This is a genomic window from Variovorax sp. Root434, from assembly GCF_001426595.1.
Classification (GTDB): domain Bacteria; phylum Pseudomonadota; class Gammaproteobacteria; order Burkholderiales; family Burkholderiaceae_C; genus Variovorax.
The window spans coordinates 269,341-287,575 of sequence record NZ_LMEK01000022.1; the positions used below are offsets into that span (position 1 = coordinate 269,341).

14 protein-coding genes are annotated in these 18,235 nt (G+C 67.2%); 3 read left to right on the forward strand and 11 right to left on the reverse strand.

The annotated features are described in order from the left end of the window. Positions 1–13 precede the first annotated feature (13 nt). The 6 genes from ASD05_RS18770 to ASD05_RS29555 form a co-directional block, all read right to left on the reverse strand. Entirely contained in the window at positions 14–6,112 is a 6,099-nt protein-coding gene (locus ASD05_RS18770; RefSeq protein WP_056595417.1) for an Hpt domain-containing protein, read from the reverse strand. Between the two features lie 31 nt (positions 6,113–6,143). Beyond that, entirely contained in the window at positions 6,144–8,459 is a 2,316-nt protein-coding gene (locus ASD05_RS18775) for a methyl-accepting chemotaxis protein (RefSeq protein ID WP_056595420.1), read from the reverse strand. A 42-nt stretch (positions 8,460–8,501) separates the two neighbouring features. Beyond that, entirely contained in the window at positions 8,502–9,035 is a 534-nt protein-coding gene (locus ASD05_RS18780) for a chemotaxis protein CheW (protein WP_056595423.1), read from the reverse strand. A 19-nt stretch (positions 9,036–9,054) separates the two neighbouring features. After that, positions 9,055–9,420 carry a response regulator gene (locus ASD05_RS18785; protein WP_007838401.1) on the reverse strand — a complete coding sequence of 122 codons (366 nt, stop codon included), beginning with the start codon at positions 9,418–9,420 and terminating at the stop codon, positions 9,055–9,057. Continuing rightward, entirely contained in the window at positions 9,420–9,818 is a 399-nt protein-coding gene (locus ASD05_RS18790; protein WP_007838399.1) for a response regulator, read from the reverse strand. The genes ASD05_RS18785 and ASD05_RS18790 overlap by 1 nt, the downstream gene beginning before the upstream one ends. 84 nt (positions 9,819–9,902) lie before the next feature. Continuing rightward, positions 9,903–10,073 carry a rubredoxin gene (locus tag ASD05_RS29555; protein WP_007838397.1) on the reverse strand — a complete coding sequence of 57 codons (171 nt, stop codon included), beginning with the start codon at positions 10,071–10,073 and terminating at the stop codon, positions 9,903–9,905. 111 nt (positions 10,074–10,184) lie between these two features. On the opposite strand from ASD05_RS29555, the gene thiD reads away from it, so the two are divergent. Together thiD and hemL are read left to right on the forward strand one after the other, a co-directional pair. Then, positions 10,185–11,147, forward strand: a complete 963-nt coding sequence (thiD, locus tag ASD05_RS18795; protein ID WP_056595426.1) for a bifunctional hydroxymethylpyrimidine kinase/phosphomethylpyrimidine kinase — start codon at positions 10,185–10,187, stop codon at positions 11,145–11,147. A 127-nt stretch (positions 11,148–11,274) separates the two neighbouring features. Then, the gene (hemL, locus tag ASD05_RS18800; RefSeq protein ID WP_056595429.1) at positions 11,275–12,561 is read left to right on the forward strand and encodes a glutamate-1-semialdehyde 2,1-aminomutase; all 1,287 of its coding nucleotides are present in this window, start codon (positions 11,275–11,277) and stop codon (positions 12,559–12,561) included. Positions 12,562–12,687: 126 nt separating this feature from the next. Here the strand turns inward: hemL and purH are convergent, their stop codons facing one another. From purH to dusB, 3 genes are read right to left on the reverse strand one after another with little or no spacing between them, the layout of a single operon-like run. Then, positions 12,688–14,295 (reverse strand): bifunctional phosphoribosylaminoimidazolecarboxamide formyltransferase/IMP cyclohydrolase, encoded by a 1,608-nt coding sequence (gene purH, locus ASD05_RS18805; RefSeq protein ID WP_056595432.1) that lies wholly within the window; start codon positions 14,293–14,295, stop codon positions 12,688–12,690. A 16-nt stretch (positions 14,296–14,311) separates the two neighbouring features. Then, a complete protein-coding gene (locus ASD05_RS18810) occupies positions 14,312–14,548 on the reverse strand; it encodes a Fis family transcriptional regulator (RefSeq protein WP_007838304.1) in 237 nt (78 codons plus the stop codon). A gap of 17 nt (positions 14,549–14,565) precedes the next feature. Further along, the gene (gene dusB, locus ASD05_RS18815) at positions 14,566–15,630 is read right to left on the reverse strand and encodes a tRNA dihydrouridine synthase DusB (RefSeq protein WP_056595435.1); all 1,065 of its coding nucleotides are present in this window, start codon (positions 15,628–15,630) and stop codon (positions 14,566–14,568) included. A 175-nt stretch (positions 15,631–15,805) separates the two neighbouring features. On the opposite strand from dusB, the gene ASD05_RS18820 reads away from it, so the two are divergent. Beyond that, a complete protein-coding gene (locus ASD05_RS18820; protein WP_007838306.1) occupies positions 15,806–16,270 on the forward strand; it encodes a YqaA family protein in 465 nt (154 codons plus the stop codon). Here ASD05_RS18820 and ASD05_RS18825 read toward each other — a convergent pair whose 3' ends face one another. After that, positions 16,271–16,945 (reverse strand): glutathione S-transferase, encoded by a 675-nt coding sequence (locus tag ASD05_RS18825; RefSeq protein WP_056595438.1) that lies wholly within the window; start codon positions 16,943–16,945, stop codon positions 16,271–16,273. It abuts the gene before it with no gap. Between the two features lie 180 nt (positions 16,946–17,125). Beyond that, positions 17,126–18,217: a redox-regulated ATPase YchF gene (gene ychF / locus ASD05_RS18830; protein WP_007838310.1), complete on the reverse strand. Its 1,092-nt coding sequence runs from the start codon at positions 18,215–18,217 to the stop codon at positions 17,126–17,128. Between the last annotated feature and the right edge of the window lie 18 nt (positions 18,218–18,235).

An 18,235-nucleotide genomic window follows, 5' to 3' on the forward strand; every position in this document is an offset into this window, starting at 1 on the left:
GCCGATGCCGGACTCAGGCCGCCGCCAATGCGGCGGGCTCGCTCGTGTACGCACGCACCAGGCGCAGCAGTTCCTCTTCCGAGTACGGCTTGCCGAGGTAGTGGTTCACGCCCAGCGTGCGCGCGTACTCGCGGTGCTTTTCGGCGATGCGCGAGGTGATCATGATGATCGGCAGGCCGGTCATCGAATCGTCGGCGCGGATGTTGCGGGCCAGGTCGAAGCCGTCCATGCGCGGCATCTCGATGTCCGACAGCACCACCGCCGGGCGCTCCTGCTGCAGCCGTTCGAGCGCCTGCAGGCCGTCGGCCGCGAGCGACACGCGATAGCCTTCGCGCTGCAGCAGGCGCTGCGTGACGCGGCGCACGGTGATGGAGTCGTCCACCACCAGCACCAGCGGGACCTGCGGCGCCACCGGGGCCAGCGTCGGCAGCGGCTGCTGCGGCGCGCCGTGTTCGGCCGCGGCACCGTGCGCCGGCGCTGCCAGCGCGGCGGCCTGGCGCTCGCGCGCCTGTTCGCCATGCACCGAGGCCAGCGCCACCGGGTTGTAGATCAGCGCCACCGCACCCGACGCCAGCACCGAGATGCCGGCCAGGCCAGGCAGCCGCGCGAGCTGCGGGCCGAGGTTCTTGACCACGACTTCCTGGTTGCCCAGCACTTCGTCCACGTGCAGGGCCACGCGCTGCGCCGCGCTTCGCACGACCACGATCGTGTTGTTCCTGGCCGCCGCGTGTTCGCTGCGGGTCGAGGCCTGCAGCAGCGCGCCGGCCCAGTAGAACGGCACCTGCTCGCTGCCGAACGGATGGCTGTTGTGCAGGTAGGCCGCCTCGAGGTCGGTGCCGCCCACGCGCTGCACCAGTTCCACCAGGTTCGACGGCACGCCGATCGACACTTCGCCCGCGCGCAGCATCACCACGTGCGTCACGGCGGTGGTCAACGGCAGCACCAGCTTGAAGGTGGTGCCCTGGCCGGGGTTGCTGTGCGTTTCGATGCGGCCGCCGAGCGCCGCGATCTGCGCGCGCACCACGTCCATGCCGATGCCGCGGCCGGCCAGTTCGGAGACCTGCCCTGCCGTCGAGAAGCCGGGCTTGAAGATCAGCTCGGTGGCTTCCTCGGCCGACAGTTCCTTGTCGTGTTCGAGCAGGCCGAGGACGCGGGCGCGCTCTGCGATGCGCTTGTTGTCGAGGCCGGCGCCGTCGTCGCGGAAGCTCACCGAGACGTCGTTGCCTTCGTGGTGCAGGTCGATGACGATCAGGCCGCTGGCGTCCTTGCCGGCCTTCTCCCGCACCGCCGCACTCTCGATGCCGTGCGCCACGCAGTTGCGCAGCAGGTGCTCGAAGGCGGGCGTCATGCGGTCCAGCACGCCGCGGTCCATTTCGATGGAGCCGCCGACGATGTCCAGGCGCACCTGCTTGCCGGTGTCCTTAGAGGCCTGGCGCACCACGCGGTAGAGGCGGTCGGAGATGCCCTCGAACTCCACCATGCGCGTGCGCAGCAGGCCGCGCTGCAGTTCGCGCGTCTGGCGCGCCTGCACGCTGAGATCGTCTTCCGTGGCCTGCACCGTCTTCTGCAGCGTGCGCTGCACGGTGGCCACGTCGTTCACCGACTCGGCCATCATGCGCGTGAGTTCCTGCACGCGGGTAAAGCGGTCGAACTCCAGCGGGTCGAAGCTCTGCTGCGAGTCCTTGGCCTGCGCCAGGCGAGACTGCATCTGGCTTTCGGCCTGCACTTCGATGTCGCGCAACTGCTGTCGCAGGCGGTCCAGGTTGCCCGTGAGGTCGGACAGCGAGCCGCGCAGCTGGCCCAGCTCGGCCTCCAGGCGCGAACGCGTGATGATGACCTCGCCGGTCTGCGCGACCAGGCGGTCGAGCAGTTGGGTGCGGATGCGCACGGCCTGACCCGTTGCGGCGCGCAGCGGCGTGAGCAGCGCGGGCGCGGGGCGCGGCTGCAGCGTCGCGGGGACGCCAGGCTGGTCTTCCAGGCTCGCCACGGGAGCGGCGATTTCGTCGTTCGCGGGCACACCGGCTTCGGCCGCAACCTGCAGCGGCTGGGCGGCAGGCGCGGTGGCGGTGGCCGCGGCCACGATCTGGGCCAGCTCGACCTGCGTGGCGTCGTCGGCCGCGCGCAATGCGTCGAAGGTGGCCTGCAGGGTGTCGAGGCGCGCCAGCAGTTTTTCGATGTCGGCGCGTACCGCTCCCTGAGAGCCCAGGATTTCGATCTCGGACTCCATGCGGTGCGCGCGCTCGCCCAGGCGCATGGCGCCGGCAAGCCGTGCGCTGCCCTTGAGCGTGTGCAGCGTGCGCAGCACCGAGGCGCGCGGGGCAGCGTCGTCGGGGTGGTGCGCCCATTGGCGCAGCGCCTCGCCGAGCTGCGGCAGCAGTTCGGCCGCCTCTTCCTCGAAGATCGGGAACAGGTCGACGTCGACCGCGTCGGCCAAGTCGATGGCGTCTTCGGAATCGTCCAGCGCCACGTCGGCGACGGATTCGGCAACCACCACCTGATGCAGCGGCCGGGCCTCGGCGCGCATGGCGAGTTCGGTCGGCATCGGCGAATTGGCGATGTCGCGCAGCGCCTGCAGCGTGCCTTCGGCCGGGTCGCGCAGGAAGCCGACGGCGAACTGATGCAGCAGGCGGCGCAGCTCATCGGCCGCGGCCACCAGCACCATGCCCTGCTCCCGCGTGCCGCTGCCCAGCATCTGCAGGTGCTGCAGCGCGGCTTCGAGCAGACGGGCCATGCCCGACAGGCTGTGGAAGCCGACCGTGGCCGAGCTGCCGGCCAGCGAGTGGGCCAGCGCGACGGTCGAGTCAGGCAGGCGTTCGTGAGATTCGAGCGCCCATTCGCCAACGTCGGTGGCGAGCTGGCGCGACCATTCGTCGGCCTCGTTGAGGTAGACGTTGTAGAGCTGGATGCCGATGCGCAGCGGGCCGATGACCTTGACTTGGTCTTCGGCGCTCGCAGCCGCGGCTGCGATGTCTTCCGCGGCATCTTCCTGCGGCTCGGCGGACACGACAGGCGTGGCCGCTGCAGCGACGGGCTCGGGCGCTTCGTCGGCGACCAGGATCTGGGCTTCGGCAGGCGCCACCGGCGCTTCGAAGATGGGCGCGATCACCTCGGCAACCGCCGGGGTGGGCAGTTCGGGTTCGGGTTCCGGTTCGGCGACCGATTGCAGCTCGGGCTCGACGACCGGTTCTTCCTCGAGCGACGGCAGCGCCGCGGCTTCGATGACTTCCGGCTCGGCGGCAGCCTGCACGGGCTCCCAGTCGAGGTCGGGCAAACCGGCGGTGGTCGGCACGGTGGCTTCGACCGCTTCGACGACTTCGATCACGGGCTCGGCTTCCGCCAGCTTCGGCTCGGCGGCCTGGGGCGTTTTCGCGGGCGAAAGGAAATCGAAATCCTCGCCGCTCGGCAGGGCTGTCAGCGCCGCGGGCTCGGTGGTCTGCTTCGACTCGAAGTCGATGAAATCGGTCGACGCGAAATCGTCGTCGGTCTCGGGTGCGGCGGGCGCAGCGGGCTCCTGCCACGCCACGGTTTCGAGCGGCGCTTCGGGCGCCGCAGCGGGTGCGGGCGCAGGTACTTCCGGGGCCAGCGACAGATCGGGCAGATCCGGCAGCCGCAGCGGCGGCAGCTCCGCCGCCACCGGCGCAGGAACCTCGAGAAGGGGTGCGGGCGCGGCCACAGGCTCTTCGGCTGCGATGTGGCGCGCGGCGACCGCCAGGGCCTCGGCGTCGGCCATGCGCACCGGCGGGGGCACGGGCTCGCCAGCCAGCAGCGCGTTGGCCACGCGGCTGAACTGCGTGGACTGCCAGCCGTGCGCGGAACCCGAAGCGATGGCTTCGACCCATTGGCCGAATTCCTTCAGCGTGCGCTCGGTGCCCGACAGCAGTTCCGGCGTGGCGGGGCGCTGGTCGGCCAGCCAGGTGTTGAGCACCTGTTCGAGCGACCAGGCGGCATCGCCGAAGTCGGTGAGACCGACCATGCGCGAGCTGCCCTTGAGCGTGTGGAAGGCGCGCCGCAGGATCGTGAGTTCTTCGGTGTCGTCCGGGTAGCTGGCGAGTTCGGCGATGGCGGCCAGGCCGTTCTCCACCACTTCGCGGGCTTCGTCGAGGAAGATGTTCTGCAGGTCGTCTTCTTCGAGCTCGGTGACTTCGGTGTCGGGCAGCGCGCTCGGGCCGGTGATCTTGTTCGTCCAGCTGTCGGCCTTGTTGCTGAATTCCTCGATCGGCGAGACCTTGGCCTTGCGGTTGGGCGTGGCCAGTGCGGCGAGCTTCGAGGCGATCTGGGCGTCCACTTCCTCGATGCTGAGCACGGCTACGGCAGCCGGAGCCTGGCTCGGGGCGGCGGCGTCGGCCGTGCTGTCGGTGGCCTGGCGGCCCATCAGCGGCTTGAGTTCGCCGGCATCGGCGTCGAACACGAACAGGCGCTTGGCCAGCGCGGGCTGGTAGCCCAGCATGTCGATCAGGAAGCCGAGCGCGCCAAGGTTGTTGCCCAGCGCGTCGAAGCCGGCCATTTCCTCGGCCGGCGAGGTGCTGACGAGCATCGCCTCGACGTCGTCGCGCATGCGCTGCACGGTGAGCGCGGCCTGGTCGAGGCCGAGCACGGAGAACACGCCGCGCATCTGCAGGAGCTGCGTCGGCACGGTGCGCAGCAGGCCTTTTTCGGCCGGGCGGCGGAAATACTGGTCGAGCGATTTCTCGAGCTCGCTCAGGTGGCTGCGCAGCTCGTCGACCACGGTGCCCATGGTCTGGCGGTCGCTCACGCGGCGGTAGAGGTCTTCCATCCACGGCTCGAGCGGCTCGGAATGGCCGCCCGCGCGCACGCGTTCGATGCGCCCCGCCAGCTGCAGCGTGCGGGCCGTGAGCTGCGGATCGCTCGGGTCGAGGTCTTCGAGCGCGGCTTCCAGGTACAGCACCGAGGTGGCGACTTCCATCGCGAGTTCGGTACCGGGCGCCTGGCCGGTGCGCACGGAGGCTTCGACCGCGTGGGTCAGGGCCAGCACCATCGGCAGGCTCGGCGGATGCAGCTTCTGCAGCGATTCGCCGAGCTGCGCGAAGGTGTCGGCCACCTGGCGCGTGCGGGTGATGTCGCCGCCCGAGAGCGCCGACCACATTTCCTTGGCGGTCTCGATGCGCTTGCGGGCTTGTTGCAGTACCAGCGGATCGAAGCGGCCGAACTGCTCGACGGTGTAGTCGACGCGCGGCTCGCTGGCGATGCCCCAGGCATTGCGCACGGTGCGCAGCGTGGCGGCGTCGTCGCTGCCGGTGGGCACGGCCTGGGCGCAGAAGAACAGCAGGTCCTGGCCGAGGCGGTCGGACACCAGGCTGTCGCCGCGCGCGAGCGTGGCGTATTGCAGCAGTACACGCGAGGCGGCGCGCTTGACGTAGGCGTCGGGCGCGATCAGGCCGGTGGCCAGGGCTTCGAAGAAGCCGGCGGCCAGGGTCCAGAAGCTGGCGACGCGGGGCAGCAGCGCGCCACGTCCGAGCCCCAGGCACAGCGCATGCAGCCGGCGCGCGGCGTGCACGTCGCCGGTCTTGACCAGCTGCAGCACTTCGCGGTCGAGCCGCGAACGCACGGCCGGGTCGTAGGCCACGGCGGCCTGCGTGAGGGCGGGCTTGATCTCGACCCAGCGCCACGCGGTGCTCCACAGGTCGGCGGGGTGCACGCGCTCGTTGCCGACCAGTTCCAGCACGTCGCGGTACTGGGGAAACAGCGCCACCGACGACACGGGCTTGCCAGCCAGCAAGGCGTTCAGGAAGTCGACGACGGCGAAGCCGGCACGCTCGATCTTGAGCACTGCGGCATCGGTGCAGCGCTGCGGTTCGGCAATGAAGCCCTGCACCGCGAACTCGATGGCGCCAAGCACCAGAGCGGGCGAGGGATGTCCCACCATCTGGAGGGCGCCAACGGCCTGGTGCAGTTGCTGGCGGGCCATCTGCAGCGGGCCGCTCTCGGGCTCGGCCGCAGCAGCGTCCACGTCGCGCACGATGCGCCGCAGCGACTTGCCTACACCGTCAAGGGATTTCTGGATTTCTCCCAGCACCCAGGCCAGCGGCCCGAGGTCTTCGGTGGCCGGCATGTTGCCGGCGGGGGGGGCCGTGGCAGGGGTTTGAATCGACACGTTGGGTGCTCGCCGTTCTTATCTATCGGGGTCAGGCAATCTTGAAACGGGCCACCGAACGGCGCAGTTCTTCGGCCATCTGCGACAGCTCGCGCACCTGCTGAGCGGTGGTGCGCGTGCCTTCGCCGGTCTGTTCCGTCACGGCAAAAATGTGCTGGATGTTCGCGGCCACCACGTTGGCCGAATCGGCTTCGCGGGAGGCAGATTGCGAAATCTGCTCAATGAGGTCGGCAAGACGGCGCGACACGCGGTCGATCTCGGACAGCGCGGTACCCGCGTTGTCGGACAGCTTGGCCCCTTCGACCACACCCTGCGTGGAACGCTCCATGGCGCCCACCGCATCCTGCGTGTCGGTCTGAATCGCCTTCACCAGCGCCGAGATCTGGCGCGTGGCGTCTGCGGAGCGTTCGGCCAGTCGCTGAACTTCTTCCGCCACCACCGAGAAGCCTCGACCGGCTTCACCGGCCGATGCGGCCTGGATGGCTGCGTTCAGCGCCAGCACGTTCGTCTGTTCGGTAATGTCCGAGATCAGCTCGGTGATTTCGCCAATCTCCTGCGACGACTCGCCCAGGCGCTTGATCCGCTTGGAGGTTTCTTGGATCTGGTCGCGGATGGAGTTCATACCGCCGATGGCGTTCTGCACGGCCTGCAGGCCCGAGGACGCGGCTTGCAGCGACTGGCGCGCCACCGTGGCGGACTCTTGCGCCTGCGTGGACACGCCGTTGATTCGCTCGGCCATGGTCAGCACCGACTGGCCGGTTTCGCGAATTTCGCGCAGCTGTTCGGTGGAGGCGGCCAGCAGTTCGGTCGAGGTGCTTTCCACCTGCGACGTCGTCTGCGCCACGCGGGTCGCCGTGTTCTGCACGTTGCCCACCAGCAGGCGCAGTTCTTCCACCGTGTAGTTCACCGAGTCGGCGATGGCGCCGGTGATGTCCTCGGTCACGGTGGCTTCCTGCGTCAGGTCGCCTTCGGCCACTGTCTGCAGTTCGTTCATCAGGCGAAGAATGGCGGCTTGGTTGGCGTTGTTGATGCGGCCCACCTCTTCGGAGGACTGCTCGGCAGCCAGACGTTCGCGCTCGGCGTTGGCGGCACGTTCGCGGCCTTCGCGCACCTGCACGAAACCGATGGCACCGGCGAGGGCCAGGGCGGCCAGCGACAGCACGAACAGCAGCACGATCGTCCCGGCGCCGAGGCCGGTGCGTGCGGAGAGCTTGTCCTGCAGGTCGCCGAGCGACTTACGCAGCGGCTCGCTGTCGGTCAGGATCGAAGCCTGCGCTTCGCGTGCCGCCACCAGGCCCTGCAGGTTGCCCAGAATGGCGGAAGCCTGCGTGCGCATCTGCTCGTAGGTCTTCAGGATGGCTTCGAGCTGCTGGCGCGTCTGCGGGTCTTTCGAGCCGGGGAAGCGCTGCTGTGCATTGCCGTCGAGCAGGCCGCGGGTGGTTTCCTGGAAGGTGTTCAGGTCCTTGCCGAGCAGGAACACGGCGTCGGGGTTCACACCCTCGACCGTGAAGAACTCGTTGGTCGACTTGCCGATGCGCTGCGTCAGCATCACGAGCTGGCCGGCGGCCGAGATCTCGGGCAGCGTGGCGTTCTGCTGCATCTTCAGCGACGCGACGGTTTCCGTCATTTCGAGCAGCGTGGACGACTGCTGGTTGATGTCGCGCAAGGCGGCACCCACCTGCGTCAGGATCTGGCGCTGGGCCAGCACGGCCTTGGCGCTGGCATCCGCACGGGTGACGAGGGGATTGATCTTGTTCATCTCCTCGTCGTACTGGTTGCCCACTCGCTCCAGGTGCAACGAGTCGTCGCCGTTGGTCAGACCCGCGACGCGGCGCGAGAGGTCGTCGGCGCTGTCCTTCACTTCGACGAACGCCGAGGCGCTGCCGACGAGGGCCTGCGAGATCGACTTGGCAAGACGCTGCGACTGCATCAGCGACTGGCCGGTGGCAGCCACCTGCTGCGCCAGGCGGTCCGCGCGAAGAATGGCGGAGCCGGCCACCAGCAACAGCAACAGCACCGCGACCGCCAGCATGATGGCCAGGATACGCTGCTGCCGCGCCGGGTTGGAGCCCGCGCGGCCGCCGGTGGTGTCGAGCGCCGCTTCGGCAACCGCAGCGGCCGGCTCGTTGGCGGCGTCGCCGCCGCCGCCCGGCAGGTCGAGGTCGCTGAAGCCGGTGTCCGCTGGCGCGGCCCCCTTCTTGGCGAGGCGCACGGTTTTCTCGTCCGGGACCTGGACGGTGTCTACGTCGTCGATAGACAACGTGGAACCGGAGCCATCGACGCGGGCATTGTCGTTCCCGTTGGTCACGGGCAGTAATTTCTTGAACTTGTCGGCGATCGAGCTCACGGTCGGTCCTTCAGATAGTTTCCGGTACGGCGTGCGGGGGCACTACGCACCAATGCTCAAAAACTGGGGTTGCTGGGAAAGCGCCTGCAGGTTGACTTCCTGCCAGCGCTCTCCCGCCGCGTCGGTAAACAGATGCCCATGCCAGGCAGGTGCTTCTGCGCCAGGAGGCTCGGAGGCCGTGAAGGCCTCCGCACCCCGCAACCCCGCCAGTCGATCGACCAGCAAAGCGCAGTTGACTTCGAGCAGCTCGTTGAAAGCAACGAGCCGCGACTGGATGCGGGCCGCCTCGGTGGCGGCCAGCGCGCCCGGAACGCCGGTGGCGAATGCCGACAGCTGCACGACGCCATAGAGGCCGCCGCGCAGGTTGGCAACGCCGAGGAACCATGGCTCCGTGTAGGGCACGGGCTGTGGCGGCGTCCAGGGAAAGATTTCGCCGGCGTGTCCCAGCGGGAAGAGGTATTTGCCCTCGCCCGCCTCGACCGCCAGCCACGTGGCGGCCACGCCCGTCGTGCGAGCCGCCTGCAGGCGGCTCGCCAGCCGGGACTGGAAGGCTCTCAGAGCGTCGCGATTCGCCATGGGTTCAGCAGACTTCCGCTCAGGCCAGCGCGCTGATCTTGGACATCAGGTCGGTCGCGTTGACCGGCTTCACGATGTAGTCGCGTGCGCCCTGCCGCATGCCCCAGACGCGGTCGGTTTCCTGGTTCTTGCTGGTGCACAGGATGATCGGGATGGCTGCGTACTTCGGGTCGCGGGCGATGGCGCGCGTGAGCTGGAAGCCGTTCTGGCCGGGCATCACGACGTCCATGAGGATCAGGTCGGGCTGCTCTTCCTCCAGGCGGCGCATGGCGTCGTCGGCGTTTTCGGCCGTCTTGACGGCAAAGCCGTTCTTCTGGAGGAGGTCGGTCAGGAACATCAGTTCCGTCTTGGAGTCGTCGACGACGAGGATTTTTCGAATGGGCATTACTGCGCTTCCTGTTGAACGATGCCAAACTGCTGCACGGCCTGCAGCAGCTGGTCTTTGGTGAAAGGCTTGGTCAGGTAGTCTTGCGAACCGACCATGCGGCCGCGTGCCTTGTCGAAGACACCGTCTTTCGAAGACAGCATGACGACCGGAACGTTGGAAAAATTGGCGTTGCGCTTGATGATGGCGCAGGTCTGGTAACCGTCGAGCCGCGGCATCAGGATGTCGCAGAAAATCAGATGCGGCTTGTGGTCATTGACCTTGGAGAGCGCGTCGAAGCCGTCCTCCGCGAGAAGAACCTCATGCCCACCCTGCTTCAAAAAAATCTCGGCACTGCGCCGGATGGTGTTGCTGTCGTCGATGACAAGCACCTTGTAACCTGATCCATTCGGGCCCATTGCAAACGCTCCTGCTCATGAGACTTGGAAGCCCGCCGCGCCGAACACCGACGCAGACCGCGTAGCTCTATCTATGCCATGCTTTCAGATTTCAACCATTTCGAAGTCTTCCTTGCGCGCACCGCACTCAGGACAGGTCCAGTTCATCGGCACATCGGCCCAGGCCGTGCCTGCCGCGATGCCGTCTTCCGGTACACCAACTGCTTCGTCATAGATCCACCCACAAATCAGGCACATCCAAGTTTTCGTATTCATCGGAGCTTAAAGTCCTTGTTCATTAAATGCAACGAGTGTATCTATGCGTATCTCACTGACGGACGGTAAACGTCGCGCCTATGCCACCATCCAGGGGATTCCGCCCGGCTTATGACCATCTACTTACATTCCGCAGACAACACCCGCAAACCGGGCGATCTTAACGACCCCTCGCAGGACGACGAATCGATCGCCGAACGCGACCTGAATCCCCCCTGCGTGCTGGTGTTCAATGCCAGCGATCCCAGCGGGGCGGGCGGACTGGGCGCCGACGCCCTCGCCATGGCGTCGGTGGGCGCACACATCCTGCCCGTTGTCACAGGGGCCTACGCCAGGGACACGGCCGAGATTTTCGACCACTTTCCCTTCGATGAAGAGGCCATCGCCGAGCAGGCGCGCGCCATCCTGGAGGACGTGGAAGTCCAGCTGATCAAGGTGGGCTTTGCCGGCACCACCGAGGCCCTGAGCACCATCGCCGAGACCGCCGCCGACTATCCAGAGGTGCCCGTGGTGGCCTACATGCCCAACCTTTCGTGGTGGGACGAGAACCTGATCGAGCCCTATCTGGACGCTTTTCGGGAACTTGTTTTGCCGCAAACCACGGTGTTGGTAGGAAACCACAGTACGCTGTGGCGCTGGCTGCTTCCAGACTGGAACGGGGAGCGGCCACCCACTGCGCGCGACATTGCCAAGGCCGCCGGCGAGTTCGGCGTGCCCTATACGCTCGTGACCGGCCTGATGCTGCCCGAGCAGTTCATCGACAACGTGCTGGCCTCCCCGCAGTCAGTGCTCGCCAGCGAAAAATACGAGCGGCTCGAGGCCGTCTTCGCCGGCGCCGGCGACACCCTGTCGGCCGCGCTGGCCGCCCTGCTGGCCAGCGGCACCGACCTCGTGGCCGCGACCAGCGAAGCGCTGGCCTACATGGACCGATGCCTCGACGCGGGCTTCCGCCCCGGCATGGGCCATGTGCTGCCCGACCGCCTGTTCTGGGCCGAGCCCGAGGACGACGATGACGATGAAGACCCGGGCGCCGAACCGGACTTCGCCCTCCCACCCCACGACACCCGACACTGACATGTTGCTCGCCCCCAGGCTGCCCGCACTTCGTGTCGGTTCGCCTACCCCCTGCCGGGGGCGGGCCGGCCGCTTCGGGCGGCCGTGCGCGGCGGCCCTCCACTGAATAACCACCCATTTGCCTCCGATGCCCAACACTGACCGCAACGACACCCTCTTCGAGCGCGCCCGCGCCGTGATCCCCGGAGGCGTGAACTCGCCCGTGCGCGCCTTCAAGGCCGTGGGCGGCACGCCCCGCTTCATCCAGCGCGCGCAGGGCGCCTATTTCTGGGACGCCAACGACAAGCGCTACATCGACTACATCGGGTCCTGGGGTCCGATGATCCTGGGCCACGGCCACCCCGCCGTGGTCGAGGCCGTGCAGAAGGCCGTGCTCGAAGGCTTCTCGTACGGCGCGCCGACCGAGCGCGAGATCGAGCTGGCCGAAGCCATCCTCGCGCTGGTGCCGTCGATGGAAATGGTGCGGCTCGTGAGCTCGGGCACCGAGGCCGCCATGAGCGCGCTGCGCCTCGCGCGTGGCGCCACCGGCCGCAAAAGCATCGTCAAGTTCGAAGGCTGCTACCACGGCCATGCCGATGCGCTGCTGGTGAAGGCCGGCTCCGGCCTCGCCACCTTCGGCAACCCGACCTCGGCCGGCGTGCCGCCCGAGGTGGTGCAGCACACCATCGTGCTCGAGTACAACAACCTGCAGCAGCTCGAAGAAGCCTTCTCGCTGCACGGCAACGACATCGCCTGCCTGATGATCGAGGCCATCGCAGGCAACATGAACTTCGTGCGCGCGACACCTGAATTCGCCAAGCGCTGCCGCGAGCTGTGCACCCAGCACGGCGCGCTGCTGATATTCGATGAAGTGATGACCGGCTTTCGCGTGGGCCTGCACGGCGCACAGGGCGTGCTCGGCATCAAGCCTGACCTCACGGTGCTCGGCAAGGTCATCGGCGGCGGCATGCCGCTCGCGGCCTTCGGCGGTCCGCGCGCAATCATGGAGCAGCTCGCGCCGCTGGGCCCGGTCTACCAGGCAGGCACGCTGTCGGGCAATCCGGTGGCCACGGCCTGCGGCCTCGCCACGCTGAAGGAGATCGCCAAGCCCGGCTTCTATGAAGCGCTCGGCAAGAAGACACGCTCGCTGGTCGACGGCCTGAAGGCCGCAGCCGCGACCGAAGGCCAGCCCTTCAATGCCGACAGCGAAGGCGGCATGTTCGGCTTCTTCCTCATGAAGGACCTGCCGCAGAACTATGCCACCGTGATGACCACCGACAACGCGCAATTCAATGCACTGTTCCATGGCCTGCTCGACCGCGGCGTGTACATCGCGCCGGCGCTCTACGAAGCGGGCTTCGTGAGTGCGGCCCACACCGACGACGACATCGCCGCCACCGTCGAGGCCGCGCGGGACATCTTCAGGAAGCGTTGAGGCCGCGCGCATCCCGGCGCGGTGTCACGAATTTCGTGATTGCGCCGGGTATATTGCGCCGGCACTCGGTGAAGCCGGCTTCGCGGGTTGCGGCACCAGGGGCCGCCGAACCTCGCCTTCCGTCGCTCAGTGGCGGAAGTGCCGTACGCCCGACAGCACCATCACGACACCGCGTTCGTCGGCGGCATCGATCACTTCCTGGTCGCGCATCGAGCCGCCCGGCTGGATGACGCAGCTCGCGCCCGCATCGACCACCACGTCGAGGCCGTCGCGGAACGGGAAGAAGGCGTCGCTCGCCACGGCCGTGTCCTTCAGCGACAGGCCGGCGTGCTCGGCCTTGATGCTGGCGATGCGCGCCGAATCGAGGCGGCTCATCTGCCCCGCGCCCACGCCCATGGTCATGCCATTGGCGCAGAACACGATCGCGTTGCTCTTGACGTACTTCGCGACCTTCCAGGCGAACAGCAGGTCTTGCAGCTGCTGCGGTGTGGGCTGCTTCTTGCTGACTACCTTCAGGTCGCTGGCTGCCAGTTCGTGGTTGTCGGCAGTCTGGATCAGCAGGCCCGAACCGACGCGCTTCACGTCCATGGCGTTGCGGCCGTTGTCCCAGTCGGTGGCGCCGCCCTTGGGCAGCGCGATTTCGAGCACGCGCACGTTGAGCTTGGCCTTGGTGGCCTGGAACACTTCGAGCGCCTCGGGCGTGTAGCCGGGCGCCATCAGCACTTCGACGAACTGCTTGGCGATTTCCTGCGCGGTCGCGCCGTCCACCGGGCGGTTGAAGGCGATGATGCCGCCGAAGGCCGAGGTCGGGTCGGTCTTGAAGGCCTTCGAGTAAGCCTCAGCCGCGTCCTTGCCGATGGCCACGCCGCACGGGTTGGCGTGCTTCACGATCACGCAGGCGGGCACGTCGAAGCTCTTCACGCATTCCCATGCGGCATCGGCGTCGGCGATGTTGTTGTAGCTGAGCTCCTTGCCCTGCAGCTGCTTGGCCGAAACGAGCGAACCGGGTGCCGGGTACAGGTCACGGTAGAACGCAGCCTGCTGGTGCGGGTTCTCGCCGTAGCGCAGGTCCTGCACCTTCACGAAGCGGCCGTTGCTTTGCGCCGGGAACAACGAGCGCTTGGGCGCTGGCTGGCCGATGCTGGCGTCGAAGTCGATGGCCGAGAGGTAGTCGCTGATGGCGCCGTCGTAATCGGCGATGCGGTTGAACGCGGCCACCGAGAACGCGAACTTGGTCTTGTCGCTGAGCTTGCCGCCGGCCTTCAGCTCGGCCAGCGCCACGGGGTATTGCGAGGCGTCGGTCAGCACGCCCACGTCCTTCCAGTTCTTGGCCGCGCTGCGCACCATGGCCGGGCCGCCGATGTCGATGTTCTCGATCGCGTCTTCCAGCGTGCAACCGGGCTTGGCCACGGTGGCTTCGAACGGGTACAGGTTGACCACCAGCAGGTCGATGGTGTCGATGCCGTGTTCCTTGATCGCCGCCACGTGCGCGGGCAGGTCGCGGCGCGCGAGCAGGCCGCCGTGGATCTTCGGGTGCAGCGTCTTCACGCGGCCGTCGAGCATCTCGGGAAAGCCGGTGTGGTCGGCGACTTCGGTGACGGGCAGGCCGGCATCGGCCAGCAGCTTGGCGGTGCCGCCGGTGGACAGCAGCTTGATGCCCAGCGCATGCAGCGCCTGGGCGAATTCGAGGATGCCGGTTTTGTCGGAAACGGAGATGAGTGCGGTCTGGGCCATGGGATATGCCGTGGAGTTATTTCAAAAGTTTGTGTTCGACCAGCTTCTTGCGAAGCGTGTTGCGATTCAGGCCCAGCCATTGCGCGGCTTTGGATTGGTTGCCTTCCGCGCGCGTCATGACGACGTCGAGCAGGGGTTTCTCGACCACGCGCACGAGCATTTCGTACATGCCGTCGGGTTCGGTGCCGCGCAGGTCGCGAAAGTAGCTGTCCAGACTGGTGCGTACGCAGTCCTCGATATGTTTCTTGCTCATTGCTTCTTCTCTTTTTCTCAATCGACGGCGCAAGCCGCCTCCTCTTCACCCGACGACGCCTCTTCGTCCGCCAGGTGCTGCACGGGCATGCGGTCCATGCGGTCCGCCAGCCCGTCGAAATAGCCGCCGACCGCGCGCAGCTGCTCGGCACAGTCCTCGATGGTGTTCATGCGTGCGCGGAACGCTTCGCCGTCGGGCAGCGTGCGCACGTACCAGCCGATGTGCTTGCGCGCCGTGCGCACACCGCTGTAGTCGCCGTACAGCGCATAGTGCTCCACCAGGTGGTCGAGCAGCAAGCGGCGCACTTCGGCCACCAGCGGCGGCGCGCGGTGCGTACCGGTCTCCAGGAAATGCGCGATCTCGCGGAAGATCCACGGCCGGCCCTGCGCGGCGCGGCCGATCATCACCGCGTCGGCGCCAGTGGCCGCAAGCACGTCGCGTGCCTTCTCGGGCGATCGGATGTCGCCGTTGGCCACCACCGGCACGCGCACCGCGGCCTTCACGGCGGCGATGGTGTCGTACTCGGCGAAGCCCTTGTAGCCCTGCTCGCGTGTGCGGCCGTGCACCGTGAGCATCTGCACGCCGGCCGATTCGAAATCGCGCGCGAGCTTCACCGCGTTGCGGTGCTCTTCGCTCCAGCCGGTACGCATCTTGAGCGTGACCGGCACGTTGAAAGGCTGCGCGGCATCGACCACGGCCTGCACGATTTCAAGCGCCAGCGGCTCGTCGCGCATCAGCGCCGAACCGGCCCACTTGTTGCAGACCTTCTTGGCCGGGCAGCCCATGTTGATGTCGATGATCTGTGCGCCGCGCTCGATGTTGTAGACCGTGGCCTCGGCCATCATGGCCGCGTCGGTGCCGGCGATCTGCACCGCGATGGGGCCGGGTTCGCCGTCGTGGTTCGCACGGCGCGATGTCTTGAGCGTGCCCCAGAGTTCCTTGCGCGACGTGACCATCTCGCTGACCGCGTAGCCGGCGCCGAGTTGGCGGCACAGCATGCGGAAGGGCCGGTCCGTCACGCCGGCCATGGGCGCGACGAACAGGCGGTTTTCCAGCGTGTGGGTGCCGATCTGCAGGGTCATTTGGAAGGGGAGCGGTGCGAGTTCGGCTGCTGAAAAATGAGGCACGATTGTAGCCACGCCGCATTTCAGCGACTGAAACGATTTGCGGCCTGGGTACCCGTGTAAACACCGGTGCGATCCGGGGCTTTCTCCCACGGAATTGCGAGGTGAGCACTGCCTATACTTCGCCCACCTTATGCAAGCGTGGCTCGACTCCCTCATGGCGCTGCTGGCGCTGCCGCAGTACGGTCTGTCGACCCTCTTCGTCGCGGCCTTCGTCTCGGCCACGCTGCTGCCGGTGGGCTCCGAGCCCTTTCTCTTCGGGCTGCTCAAGCTCAACCCCGACATGTTCTGGCCAGCCATCGCTGTGGCCACCATCGGCAACACGCTGGGGGGCGCGGTCGACTGGTGGATGGGCTACGGCGCGCACAAGGTGGCCGACAAATATTCGCACTCGAAACACCATGTGCGAGTTCTGGGCTGGCTGGAGCGGCTCGGCCCGAAGGCCTGCCTGCTCAGCTGGCTGCCGCTGGTGGGAGATCCGCTGTGCGCGGTGGCGGGCTGGCTCAAACTGCCGTTCTGGCCTTGCGTGGCCTACATGGCGATCGGAAAATTCCTGCGCTACATCACCATGACGGTGGCGCTGCTGCAGGTCTTCTGATCAGTTCAACAATGCGTAGGGCCCGCCGCGCTCGAGCGCGCGCTTGTACGCGGGACGTGCATGGATGCGCTCCAGGTACGACATCAGCTTCGGCCGCTTCGCATCGAGCCCGCCGCGCGCCTGCGAGGCTTCGACCACGAAGCTCATCTGGATGTCGGCGCCTGTGAAGGCATCGCCCGCGAACCACTCGCTCTTGCCGAGCTCGGCCTCCATGTAGTTCAGGTGGTTCGCGATGTTCGGGTTGATGAACGCCGACTTCGCCTTTGCCGCGATGGCCTTGGCGATGGGCTTCGCGAAGAAGGGCATCTTGCTCGTCTCGATGCGGTCGAACACCAGCTTCAGCAGCAGCGGCGACATCGCCGTGCCTTCGGCGAAATGCAGCCAGTAGCGATAGCGCATCGCCTCGGGCGAACCCGCCGCGGGCGCGAGGCGGCCATTGCCATGGCGCTCGATGAGCGTCTCGATGATCGCGCCCGACTCCGCGAGCGTGAGCCCGTCCTGCGTCGTGACGACCGGGGACTTGCCCAGCGGATGGATGGCCCGCAGCGAAGCAGGCGCCAGACTGGTCTGCGGATCGCGCTGGTAGTGGACGATCTCGTAGGGCAGCTCTAGCTCTTCGAGCAGCCAGAGCACGCGCTGCGAGCGGGAGTTGTTGAGGTGGTGGACGGTGAACATGGGGGCGGGCCTTGTGGAGGAAAGAGAGGGCGCGCGGAGTCTATCCAACAACATCCTCGAAAGCCCACGGAGCCCTTTCGCGAGACACCGAGGAACCGGCTCCGCCGGGCCTCAGGTGTCGCCCCCGGCAGGGGGAAGGCGAAGCGACACGAAGTGCGCGCAGCCTGGGGGCGAGCCCTATTACGAGCTGAACAGGAAGTTCATCACGTCGCCATCCTTGACAACGTATTCCTTGCCTTCCGAACGCATCTTCCCCGCGTCCTTCGCACCCTGCTCGCCCTTGAAGGCGATGTAGTCCTCGAACGCGATGGTCTGGGCGCGGATGTAGCCCTTCTCGAAGTCGCCGTGGATCACGCCGGCCGCCTGCGGGCCGGTGTCGCCGATGTGGATGGTCCAGGCGCGCACTTCCTTCACGCCGGCGGTGAAATACGTCTGCAGGCCCAGCAGCTTGAAGGCGGCGCGGATCAGGCGGTTCAGGCCGGGCTCTTCCTGGCCGATCTCGGCGAGGAACATCTTCTTGTCTTCATCGTCCATCTCGGCCAGGTCGGCTTCGATCTTGGCGCAGATGGCGACCACGGGCGCGCCCTGCTTGGCGGCGTACTCGCGCAGGCGATCGAGGTAGGGGTTGTTCTCGAAGCCGTCTTCCGCCACGTTGCCCACGAACATCGCGGGCTTGGCGGTGATCAGCGTGAAGCTCTTGACCAGCGGCTGCTCTTCCTTGGTGAACTCCAGCGCGCGCACCGGCGTGTTCTCGTTCAGCGCGGCCTGGCAGCGTTCGAGCAGGCCCACCAGCTTCTGCGCGTCCTTGTCGCCGGAACGGGCCACCTTGGTGTGGCGGTGCAGCGCCTTCTCGACCGTGGCGAGGTCGGCCAGGCAGAGTTCGGTCTGGATCACTTCGATGTCGGAGATCGGGTCGACCTTGCCGGCCACGTGGATCACGTTCTCGTCGTCGAAGCAGCGCACCACGTTGACGGTGGCGTCGGTCTCGCGGATGTGCGCCAGGAACTTGTTGCCCAGGCCTTCGCCCGTGCTGGCACCGGCCACCAGGCCAGCGATGTCGACGAACTCGACGATGGCGGGCACGATGCGTTCGGGCTTGACGATCTCGCTCAGTTGCGCGAGCCGCGGATCGGGCACTTCCACCACGCCCACGTTGGGCTCGATGGTGCAGAACGGATAGTTCTCGGCCGCGATGCCGGCCTTGGTCAGCGCATTGAAAAGGGTGGATTTACCGACGTTGGGCAGGCCGACGATGCCGCATTGCAAACTCATGGGGGGTCCTCTTGGGTA

What these genes read in the sequence shown, in the direction of transcription:
- ASD05_RS18780 (WP_056595423.1), bottom strand. Translation starts at nt 9,035, where the DNA reads ATGGCGAATCGCGACGCTCTGAGAGCCTTCCAGTCCCGGCTGGCGAGC.
- ASD05_RS18785 (WP_007838401.1), bottom strand. Translation starts at nt 9,420, where the DNA reads ATGCCCATTCGAAAAATCCTCGTCGTCGACGACTCCAAGACGGAACTG.
- ASD05_RS18790 (WP_007838399.1), bottom strand. Translation starts at nt 9,818, where the DNA reads ATGGGCCCGAATGGATCAGGTTACAAGGTGCTTGTCATCGACGACAGC.
- ASD05_RS29555 (WP_007838397.1), bottom strand. Translation starts at nt 10,073, where the DNA reads ATGAATACGAAAACTTGGATGTGCCTGATTTGTGGGTGGATCTATGAC.
- thiD (WP_056595426.1), top strand. Translation starts at nt 10,185, where the DNA reads ATGACCATCTACTTACATTCCGCAGACAACACCCGCAAACCGGGCGAT.
- hemL (WP_056595429.1), top strand. Translation starts at nt 11,275, where the DNA reads ATGCCCAACACTGACCGCAACGACACCCTCTTCGAGCGCGCCCGCGCC.
- purH (WP_056595432.1), bottom strand. Translation starts at nt 14,295, where the DNA reads ATGGCCCAGACCGCACTCATCTCCGTTTCCGACAAAACCGGCATCCTC.
- ASD05_RS18810 (WP_007838304.1), bottom strand. Translation starts at nt 14,548, where the DNA reads ATGAGCAAGAAACATATCGAGGACTGCGTACGCACCAGTCTGGACAGC.
- dusB (WP_056595435.1), bottom strand. Translation starts at nt 15,630, where the DNA reads ATGACCCTGCAGATCGGCACCCACACGCTGGAAAACCGCCTGTTCGTC.
- ASD05_RS18820 (WP_007838306.1), top strand. Translation starts at nt 15,806, where the DNA reads ATGCAAGCGTGGCTCGACTCCCTCATGGCGCTGCTGGCGCTGCCGCAG.
- ASD05_RS18825 (WP_056595438.1), bottom strand. Translation starts at nt 16,945, where the DNA reads ATGTTCACCGTCCACCACCTCAACAACTCCCGCTCGCAGCGCGTGCTC.
- ychF (WP_007838310.1), bottom strand. Translation starts at nt 18,217, where the DNA reads ATGAGTTTGCAATGCGGCATCGTCGGCCTGCCCAACGTCGGTAAATCC.